Raw genomic sequence first — 9,780 nt, 5'->3', positions numbered from 1 at the left:
TCACGTGTAGACCCTACACCTTCTAGATCATCTTCGTCAGACGGTAGTAGTGGTAGCTGGAATAGTGGTATTATATAATTTAGACCTTTAAAATCGATAAAAATACTTGAAATCTATTTTTTTAGAAGCCAAATGCTAAACCATTTATAAGTGACCTATTTTTTAAGACCAAAAAGAGAATGCGCTAAAGCAATCTTTTTATTGCACAAAAAAATGCTTTAGTTGGGGGACTAAAGCATTTTTTATTAACAATTAAACAAACCAAAAAAATATTTTTATAAAGTGAGGTATTCGTATCTTTTTTTTTAAATAAAAATTCATCACTATAATTTTATACTACAAAAATAGAGTAAAATTTAATGTAATTGTAAATTATATGAATAAATTATAATTAATTTGTTAATTTATAATGAATATATTGTATTTAAGGTGCTAATCTTTCTATTTTCCAATAAAAATCAGCACTTAATTTATAACGAATTCTGTCATGCAAGCGATTAGGACGACCTTGCCAAAACTCAACTTCCTGTGGTTCAACAATATAGCCACCCCAATTTTTAGGACGAAGAATTTCTTTTCCTACACAATTATCCTCTAATTGCTTTAATTTTTCTTCTAAAATTATTCTTGATGCTATTACTTCACTTTGGTTAGAAACTATTGCGCCTAATTTGCTTCCGTTTGGTCTAGATTCGAAATAACCATCAGAGAGGTTCTCGGCAATTTTTTTTACTTTTCCTTTTATAATAATTTGACGTTCTAATGAATGCCAAAAAAAAGACAAGCAAATATTTGGGTTATTTGCTATGGCACGACCTTTTTCTGAATCATAATTAGTATAAAAAATAAATCCTTCGTAGGTAAATTGCTTCAAAAGCACAACTCTAGCTTTGGGAAAACCATCTAAACCAATGGTAGAAACAGTCATGGCATTAACTTCTTCTATCCCACCAAAATCTTCTACTTCATGAAACCATTTTTTAAAAAGTGTTATTGGATCTTCGGGAATATTCGTTTCCAACAATTCACTTTTTTCGTATGATTTTCTGTAATTACTTAAATCTTTCATTTCTTGGTTATTTGTGGCTTTGGTTATTTACAGATTTTATTGGTTACTCAAAACACAAAATCTGTTAATAACCAAAGCTAACATTTATATTACAATTTAAAAAATTTGCCGTCATCTCCCAAAAGAGTGTTCAAAAAAATGGTTTGCGCTTCTTCTTTAAAGAGTTTTATCGATTCGTATCTGGTAGAATAATGCCCTAAAATAAGTTGTTTGCAATTGGCTTGCAGTGCTATTCTAGCAGCTTCTTTGGCGGTCGAGTGCATGGTCTTTTTAGCTAATTCTGCTTCCGACTCTAGGAAAGTGGTTTCGTGGTACAAAACATCTACATTTTTTATTACGGGAATAATCGACTCATTATATATGGTATCTGAACAAAAAGCGTAACTTTTAGGCGTTTCCGGATCGAATGTTAATTCAGAATTGGGAATAATTCTTCCGTCTTCTAAAGTGATGTCTTTTCCGTTTTTTATATTTTGAAAATAACAGGTTTCTATTTTGTAATTCTGAACTGCATTTGCATTTAGTTTGCGCTCTTTTATTTTTTCTTGAAACAAAAAACCATTAGTATAAACTCTATGCTTTAATGGAATTGTTTTTACAATTACTTTATCATCTTCAAAAATAATTTCAGATTTAGTACTTGTAAGTTCTACAAAATGCAATTCATATTGTGGCCAAGAATTAGATAATTTTAACTGTAATTTTATAATTTCCTGAATTCCTTTTGGCCCATAAACTGTTAAATTATTGTTTCTATTTAATAAATTGAAAGTAGAAATTAGTCCTATTAATCCATAAAAATGGTCGCCATGCAAATGGGAAATAAAAATATGATTTATTGCTGAAAACTTAATCTTATTTTTACGCAATTGCACTTGTGTTCCCTCGCCACAATCTATTAAAAATAATCTATTTCTTATTTCTAATACTTGCGAAGTTGGGTTTGTAAATGTTCTTGGCGTGGCCGCATAACAACCTAATATGGTAAGATTCATTAGTTTTTTCCCTTTCTGCGATTGCGTTCGGTTTTTATTAATAGTAGTTCACGACTGGTTTGTCCTGCTACTGAAGTGTTTTCTTCGGCACGACGAATTAAATATGGCATTACATCTTTTACAGGACCGAAAGGTAAATATTTTGCCACATGATAACCTTCGTTTGCTAAATTGTAGCTAATATTATCGCTCATGCCATACAATTGCCCGAACCAAAGTCTCTCGTCATTTTTAGGAATGCCTTTTTCTTGCATTTTTTGCATCAATGTATAAGAACTCAATTCGTTGTGAGTTCCTGCAAAAACAGCCATCTTATCTATATTATTAATCATATAAGAAACCGCTGCGTTAAAATTATCATCGGTGGCTTGCTTCGATTCGCAAATAGGAGATTTGTATCCTTTTTCTTCGGCACGTTTGTTTTCTTTTTCCATATAAGCGCCACGTACAAGTTTCATTCCTATATAAAAACCTTCTGTTTTTGCTTGTTCATGCAATTTTTTAAGATAATCCAATCTGTCCCAACGATACATTTGTAAGGTGTTATAAACAATAGGTTTCTCTTTGTTGTATTTTTGCATCATTCTAGCAACAAGTTCATCGGCAGCATCTTGCATCCAGCTTTCTTCACCATCTATAAGTAGCGAAATATTATTTTCGAAAGCTTTTTTACATACTTTTTCAAATCGTGCTTCTACTCTAGCCCACTCTTCTTGTTCTGCATTGGTTAGGGTTTGTTTTTCTCCTAATTTTTCGTACAATTCAAATCGTCCGAAACCTGTTGGCTTAAAAACCGCAAACGGAATGGCTTTTTTTTCTTTGGCAAAATCGATGATTTTCAAAGTCATATTCATGGCATCATCAAAATGTGCTTCGTCTTCTTTTCCTTCTACCGAATAATCTAAAACTGAAGAAACGCCTTTGGTAAACATTTTGTCGACCACAGGAATACAATCATCTTCAGAAATTCCGCCACAAAAATGGTCGAAAACAGTAGCACGAATTAATCCTTGAACAGGTAAATTAGCGTTTAGCGCAAAATTTGTGACCGCAGTTCCTATCCTAACTAAAGGCTTAACGGCAATCATTTTAAACAAAAAATAAGCTCTATCTAGCTCGTTATCACTTTTTAAAGAAAAAGCATTTTGGGTATTATCGAAAATTTTATCCATATAAATAATAATGTTATGCAAATATAATATAGTAGCGTATTTTTTTATACAAATTTTACTTTATTTTGCATAAAAATATTAAATAACACACGCTAATATGGTTTCAATAGTTTCAAACGGATATTCAATACATTTTAGTCAAGATGGTTATGATTTTTTAAATCGTAATATTAAAGACCATAATTACTCGAAAATTTTTATTTTAGTCGATAATAATTCTAACGAATATTGTTTACCTCAATTATTACCAATGATTGAAGCACAGTCTGAAATAGAAATTATCGAGCTCGAATCAGGCGAAGAAAACAAAACAATAGAAACTTGTGTGCAAATTTGGAATGTTTTAATAGAATTAGGTGCCGATAGAAAAAGTTTAATCATCAATCTTGGTGGTGGCGTAATTACAGATATGGGAGGTTTTATAGCCTCAACTTTCAAACGTGGCATTGCTTTTATAAATATTCCTACTACATTATTATCGATGGTTGATGCCTCGATTGGTGGAAAAAACGGAGTAGATTTAGGTGGATTAAAAAACCAAATTGGAACCATAACAAACCCAGAAATGGTCATTATAGACAGTAGTTTTTTAGAATCACTACCACAAAACCAAATGCGATCTGGTCTTGCCGAAATGCTAAAACACGGACTAATTGCCAAAAAATCGAACTGGGAAAAATTTAAAAATCTAAAAGAAATAAATTTTGATGATTTTGATGATTTAATTTTCGAATCGATAACCATAAAAAGCGACATTGTAACCCAAGACCCTACCGAAAACGGGATAAGAAAAGCATTAAATTTTGGTCACACGTTAGGTCACGCCATCGAAACTTATTTTCTAGAAAACCCTGACAAAACAAATTTACTACACGGAGAAGCAATTGCTGCCGGAATGATATTAGAAAGCTATATTTCCTTACAACAAAAGTTAATTTCCGAAACTGAATATACCCAAATAAAAACAACTTTAAATAACATTTTCGACAAGATAATTATTACTAAAAAGGAACAAGAAGATATTATCAAATTACTCATTCATGACAAGAAAAATGAGTACGGAAAAGTACAATTTGCGCTTTTGTATGGTATTGGAAACATAAGAACAAACCAAACTACTGATAACGAAACAATTATAGAAGCTTTTTTAAATTATAAAAATTAATGATTTTTTAATAATATATATATTATAACATTAATATTTTTTTAAATTTGTGTCATGAATAACGGCTGTAAATACACCAACAATAATCGATTCCAAAAACCTGAAAATGGGTTTATAAATTCTGTTTTAAAAAAACAAGAAACGCTCTTGGCTGTATTTTCGATAAATTCATTTAGACAAAACGAATTAGAAATAATTTTTGCAAATATTCGAGTTTGATTTAAAAGTATCTTATTATTATTATACTTTTAACCCTTTAAATATCTGACAAATAAATGAATACAAAATATTCTGACTTAATAAATCAAACCTACTACTTTCCACAAGAAGAATTTACACTTGCAAAAGACAATCTCGAGTTTCATAAAATAGACTTAATGAAACTTGTAGAACAATACGGTACACCACTAAAATTTACCTACTTACCACAAATTTCCAGCAACATAAAAAGAGCCAAAGCTTGGTTCAGAAATGCCATGGAAAAAAACAATTACGAAGGCAAATACTACTATTGCTATTGCACAAAAAGCTCTCATTTTGAATACATTATGAACGAAGCTTTCAAAAACAATATTCACATAGAAACCTCCTCAGCATTCGACATAGATATTGTAGAAAACTTATTACAAAACGGAAAAATAAACAAAAGCACTTATGTCATTTGCAACGGCTTCAAACGAGACCAATACATAGAAAACATTGCAAGAATTATTAATAACGGACACAAAAACACCATTCCAATTATAGACAACTATGAAGAATTAGATTTGCTCCAAGCAGAAATAAAAGGCAAATTTAAAATAGGAATACGTATTGCTGCCGAAGAAGAACCTAAATTTGAGTTTTACACCTCTCGATTAGGAATTGGATATAAAAATATCGTTCAGTTTTACAGAAAACAAATCCAGGAAAATGATAAATTAGAGCTAAAAATGCTTCACTTTTTTATCAATACAGGAATAAATGACAACGCCTACTACTGGAACGAATTAGTAAAATGTATCAAAGTTTACATCTCACTAAAAAAAGAATGCCCAACACTAGACGGACTAAATATTGGCGGAGGCTTTCCCATCAAAAACTCATTAACATTCGAGTACGACTACCAATATATGATAGATGAAATCATCAATCAAATAAAAATTGCCTGCGAAGAAGCAGAGGTCGATGTACCCAATATTTTTACTGAATTCGGTTCATTTACAGTAGGAGAAAGCGGAGGAGCAATTTATCAAATATTGTATCAAAAACAACAAAATGATAGAGAAAAATGGAACATGATAGACTCATCTTTCATCACAACACTCCCAGACACTTGGGCAATAAACAAACGTTTTATCATGCTCGCCATAAACCGCTGGAACGACCAGTACGAACGTGTCTTATTAGGAGGAATGACCTGCGATAGCGACGATTATTACAACTCCGAACAAAACATGAATGCCATATATTTGCCAAAATACAACAAAGAAAAACCCTTATACATAGGCTTCTTCAACACAGGAGCATACCAAGAAACAATAGGTGGTTACGGCGGCTTGCATCACTGCCTGATCCCCCAACCCAAACATATCCTGATAGATAAAGATGAAAACGGAATCATTGCCACAGAAATTTTTTCTGAACAACAAAAAGCCGAAGACGTACTAAAAATATTAGGTTACAAATAATTTTTAGAAGCTATTTCCTGCTATCCGTTGCAATCTTTTTCCTGGCTAAAGGAGCCAGAAAAAAGGATTTCCACTACTATCAGGGCTAGAAAAAAAAAAAAAAACATCCCATTAAATACATAACTAAATCTACACCCAAGCCGTAGCAAACAAATCAAAAAAACAAAAACAAAAACAAAAATGAAAGGACCAATAAGTCAGTTTATCGAAAAACACTACCTGCACTTCAATGCCGCCGCATTAGTCGATGCAGCAAAAGGCTACGAAGAACACCTACTAGACAATGGTAAAATGATGATTACACTAGCAGGAGCAATGAGTACCGCCGAACTAGGAAAATCATTAGCAGAAATGATACGCCAAGACAAAGTACACATTATTTCTTGCACAGGAGCAAATCTAGAAGAAGACATTATGAATCTTGTGGCGCATAATTCTTACAAAAGAATTCCAAATTACAGAGACCTAACCCCAACAGAAGAAAGAGAATTACTAGACAACCACTTCAATAGAGTAACAGATACTTGCATTCCAGAAGAAGAAGCATTCCGTCGTTTGCAATCTCATCTGTTTCATATTTGGAACAAAGCAGAACAAGCAGGCGAAAGATATTTTCCGCATGAATTCATGTATCAAATGATAAATTCTGGTGTGCTTCAACAATATTACGAAATAGACCCTAAAGATTCCTGGATGGTTGCAGCAGCAGAAAAAAACCTACCAATCGTAGTTCCAGGTTGGGAAGATAGTACCATGGGCAACATTTTCTCCTCCTACTGCATAAAAGGAGAACTTACAGCTACGACGATGAAAAGTGGTATCGAATATATGATGTGGTTAGCAAAATGGTATCCTGAAAACTGCCAAGGAAAAGGAATAGGTTTCTTTCAAGTAGGCGGTGGTATAGCAGGAGATTTCCCAATTTGCGTAGTACCAATGTTGTACCAAGATATGGAAATGCACGACATCCCTTTCTGGAGTTATTTCTGTCAAGTTTCAGACTCAACAACCAGTTACGGCTCTTACTCTGGCGCAGTGCCTAACGAAAAAATTACATGGGGAAAACTAGATATAGATACACCAAAATTTATCGTAGAATCTGATGCTACAATCGTAGTTCCACTTATTTTTGCTTACATTTTAGATTTATAATATATATTTATGAAAAGAGTTATTGTTGATTATTCAAAACTTACAGGAGAAATTTTAAACTTATTAGTCGATAAATTTCCCGACGGATATGATGATTCAAATATAGTCCGTTTTAAAAATGCTAAAAACGAAACTATCGAAGCAGTAGAAGTACGCACTATTGACACTATTTTTCTAGTAAAGATAAGTACTAAACTTTCTGACAGAATCATAAACTACGATGAAGATGACGAATTAGCTGATCACATCGGAGATGGTTCTATAGATGCTTTAAAAGAACTCGAAATTGAGACTGATGACGATGACGACGATGATGATGATGAAAAAAATCATGCAAACGACAATGATTCTGACGACGATGACGATGATAAAGACGAACCAATAGATGATGATTCTGACGAAGATGATGAAGACTAAAAAAAAAGGAACTCAATGAGTTCCTTTTTTTATACTTAAAAAGTAAGACTTAATGCCCCACATTTTCTACATCTTTCGGATTGTGTTTGTGCTTAAAAAAGACCGCAAATAATATAGCAACCACAAGCGCATAAATTGCAAAAGCCAACCATATATTATGCCAATCTCTTTTACCATTTATTGTAAAATATTTATCAATTATAAACCCACTAATTATTCCTCCAAAAAAAGCACCAAAACCATTAGACATCATCATAAACAAACCTTGTGCAGAAGAACGCATTTTAGAATCGGTTGTGGTTTCTACAAATAAAGAACCAGAAATATTAAAGAAATCGAATGCCATTCCGTAAACAACACAAGACATAATTATCATCCACAATCCATTTGTTGGATTTCCGTAAGAAAACAATCCGAATCGTAAAACCCAAGCCAACATACTAATTAACATGACCTGTTTGATACCAAAACGTTTTAAGAAAAACGGAATCGCAAGAATAAATAAGGTTTCAGATATTTGAGAAATAGACATAATGATAGTCGAATATTTAACTACAAAAGAATTGGCATATTGAGGAACTTTAGCAAAATCAGACAAATAAGTATCTCCATACATATTTGTTAGTTGCAAAGCACCGCCTAAAAACATAGAAAAAACAAAAAACAATGCCATCTTATAATTGCCAAATAACTTGAATGCGTCTAATCCCAATTTTTTAAGAAATGAATCGCTTTCGGAAATTAATTTTTGTGGCGGACATTTAGGCAACGTAAATGAGTAAATTCCTAAAACCATTGCGGCAAAAGCAGAAATATAAAACATATTTACAGAGGCTTTGTTTCCTGATAAATTTGTTAGCCACATGGCCGCAATAAAACCAACAGTTCCCCAAACTCTAATAGGTGGAAAAACTTTTACAATGTCATAATTATTATCTTTAAGAATATAATATGCTACTGAATTGGATAATGAAATTGTTGGCATGTAGCACATCATGGCTGCAAAAATTACCCAATAAAAACTAGTTGGATTGTTAACTTGTGGTAAATAAGCAATCGCCAAACCTCCTAGTATATGCAAAACACCATATAATTTTTCGGCATTTACCCATTTATCCGCAATAATACCAGTTAGTGCTGGCATAAGAATAGAAGAAAGTCCTAAGGTAGAAAATATAGCCCCAAACTCTGCTCCGCTCCATTGTTTTGTGGTAAACCAATAGTTTCCAACTGTAATTAACCATGCTCCCCAAACAAAAAACTGGAGAAAACTCATGATTATTAATCTATTTTTTATGCTCATTTTTTAGTTTTTAAATCTTTTTTTTTAGTAGCGTAAAACTAACAATAAAAACAACTTTACAAATAAATTTTGTTAAATATTATTAACCAAATCAAGAACAATCTTAAATTGTTCTTCTCGAGACAAATGGGAATTGTCTATTTCTATAGCATCGTTAGCTTTTACAAGTGGCGAATCTTCTCGATGGGTATCTATAAAGTCTCTTTCTTGTACGTTTTTTAGAACCTCATCGTATGAAACATTTTCTGAGTTAGATGACATCTCATCGTAACGACGTTGTGCTCGAGTTTGTGCGCTGGCTGTCATGAATATTTTGAGTTCGGCGGTTGGAAAAACGACGGTTCCTATATCCCGACCGTCCATGACGATGCCTTTGTTTTTGCCCATTTGTTGCTGCTGTTCGACTAGTTTGGCTCGAACTTGTGATATGGCGGCTACTTGACTTACGTAGTTGGATACTTTGATGGTTCGAATTTCTTTTTCGACATTGGTGTCATTTAGGTACATTTCGGCAAAGCCTAGCTTTGGATTGAATTGAAATTCTAATTTTATTTGTGGTAAATTTTTGATTAGTTTTTCTTTATTGAAGAGGTCTTGATTTATATATTCGTTTTGTAAGGCATAATAAGTTATGGCGCGATACATTGCTCCTGAGTCGACAAAAATATAGCCTAAGTGATTGGCTAATTGTTTGGCTAATGTGCTTTTTCCTGTTGAGGAAAATCCGTCGATGGCAATGGTTATTTTTTTCATTTTTTTTTAATGTTTAATCGTAATCGCAAAGTTTGTTTGTAGCCCCGATAGTAGTGGAAATCCTTTTTTTTGTTTGAGTTCTCG

General features: G+C 32.7%; 9 protein-coding genes. 4 read left to right on the top strand and 5 right to left on the bottom strand.

All coding sequences use genetic code 11. From position 1 onward, the window contains the following. Positions 1-424: 424 nt before the first annotated feature. From pdxH to B0A57_RS10020, 3 genes are all read right to left on the bottom strand, one after another. Positions 425-1,069 (bottom strand): pyridoxamine 5'-phosphate oxidase, encoded by a 645-nt coding sequence (gene pdxH / locus B0A57_RS10030; protein ID WP_034098471.1) that lies wholly within the window; start codon positions 1,067-1,069, stop codon positions 425-427. A gap of 89 nt (positions 1,070-1,158) precedes the next feature. Beyond that, a complete protein-coding gene (locus B0A57_RS10025) occupies positions 1,159-2,064 on the bottom strand; it encodes a ribonuclease Z (RefSeq protein WP_011963815.1) in 906 nt (301 codons plus the stop codon). After that, a complete protein-coding gene (locus tag B0A57_RS10020; protein WP_011963816.1) occupies positions 2,064-3,236 on the bottom strand; it encodes a proline dehydrogenase family protein in 1,173 nt (390 codons plus the stop codon). Before B0A57_RS10020 ends, B0A57_RS10025 begins: the two co-directional genes overlap by 1 nt. A 97-nt stretch (positions 3,237-3,333) precedes the next feature. On the opposite strand from B0A57_RS10020, the gene aroB reads away from it, so the two are divergent. The 4 genes from aroB to B0A57_RS10000 all read left to right on the top strand — a co-directional run bounded on the left by aroB (position 3,334) and on the right by B0A57_RS10000 (position 7,640). After that, positions 3,334-4,401, top strand: a complete 1,068-nt coding sequence (gene aroB, locus B0A57_RS10015; RefSeq protein WP_034098473.1) for a 3-dehydroquinate synthase — start codon at positions 3,334-3,336, stop codon at positions 4,399-4,401. Positions 4,402-4,676: 275 nt separating this feature from the next. Continuing rightward, positions 4,677-6,071: a type III PLP-dependent enzyme domain-containing protein gene (locus tag B0A57_RS10010; protein WP_011963818.1), complete on the top strand. Its 1,395-nt coding sequence runs from the start codon at positions 4,677-4,679 to the stop codon at positions 6,069-6,071. Between the two features lie 180 nt (positions 6,072-6,251). Next, complete coding sequence (locus B0A57_RS10005; RefSeq protein ID WP_011963819.1) at positions 6,252-7,223, top strand: deoxyhypusine synthase family protein; 972 nt, start codon at positions 6,252-6,254, stop codon at positions 7,221-7,223. 9 nt (positions 7,224-7,232) lie between these two features. Beyond that, positions 7,233-7,640, top strand: coding sequence for a hypothetical protein (locus B0A57_RS10000; RefSeq protein ID WP_011963820.1), 408 nt, complete (start codon positions 7,233-7,235; stop codon positions 7,638-7,640). A 49-nt stretch (positions 7,641-7,689) separates the two neighbouring features. Here the strand turns inward: B0A57_RS10000 and B0A57_RS09995 are convergent, their stop codons facing one another. Both B0A57_RS09995 and cmk read right to left on the bottom strand, forming a co-directional pair. Beyond that, positions 7,690-8,943 (bottom strand): nucleoside permease, encoded by a 1,254-nt coding sequence (locus tag B0A57_RS09995; protein WP_011963821.1) that lies wholly within the window; start codon positions 8,941-8,943, stop codon positions 7,690-7,692. A gap of 72 nt (positions 8,944-9,015) precedes the next feature. Continuing rightward, positions 9,016-9,696 (bottom strand): (d)CMP kinase, encoded by a 681-nt coding sequence (gene cmk / locus B0A57_RS09990; RefSeq protein WP_034098476.1) that lies wholly within the window; start codon positions 9,694-9,696, stop codon positions 9,016-9,018. Between the last annotated feature and the right edge of the window lie 84 nt (positions 9,697-9,780).

Source organism: Flavobacterium psychrophilum DSM 3660 = ATCC 49418 (genome assembly GCF_002217405.1).
GTDB lineage: Bacteria > Bacteroidota > Bacteroidia > Flavobacteriales > Flavobacteriaceae > Flavobacterium > Flavobacterium psychrophilum.
This window is presented reverse-complemented; position numbering and strand designations above follow the sequence as displayed.

Excerpts from the sequence above, each read along its gene's own strand:
- B0A57_RS10010 (WP_011963818.1), top strand. The coding sequence starts at position 4,677 with ATGAATACAAAATATTCTGACTTAATAAATCAAACCTACTACTTTCCA.
- B0A57_RS09995 (WP_011963821.1), bottom strand. The coding sequence starts at position 8,943 with ATGAGCATAAAAAATAGATTAATAATCATGAGTTTTCTCCAGTTTTTT.
- B0A57_RS10020 (WP_011963816.1), bottom strand. The coding sequence starts at position 3,236 with ATGGATAAAATTTTCGATAATACCCAAAATGCTTTTTCTTTAAAAAGT.
- aroB (WP_034098473.1), top strand. The coding sequence starts at position 3,334 with ATGGTTTCAATAGTTTCAAACGGATATTCAATACATTTTAGTCAAGAT.
- pdxH (WP_034098471.1), bottom strand. The coding sequence starts at position 1,069 with ATGAAAGATTTAAGTAATTACAGAAAATCATACGAAAAAAGTGAATTG.
- B0A57_RS10005 (WP_011963819.1), top strand. The coding sequence starts at position 6,252 with ATGAAAGGACCAATAAGTCAGTTTATCGAAAAACACTACCTGCACTTC.
- cmk (WP_034098476.1), bottom strand. The coding sequence starts at position 9,696 with ATGAAAAAAATAACCATTGCCATCGACGGATTTTCCTCAACAGGAAAA.
- B0A57_RS10025 (WP_011963815.1), bottom strand. The coding sequence starts at position 2,064 with ATGAATCTTACCATATTAGGTTGTTATGCGGCCACGCCAAGAACATTT.
- B0A57_RS10000 (WP_011963820.1), top strand. The coding sequence starts at position 7,233 with ATGAAAAGAGTTATTGTTGATTATTCAAAACTTACAGGAGAAATTTTA.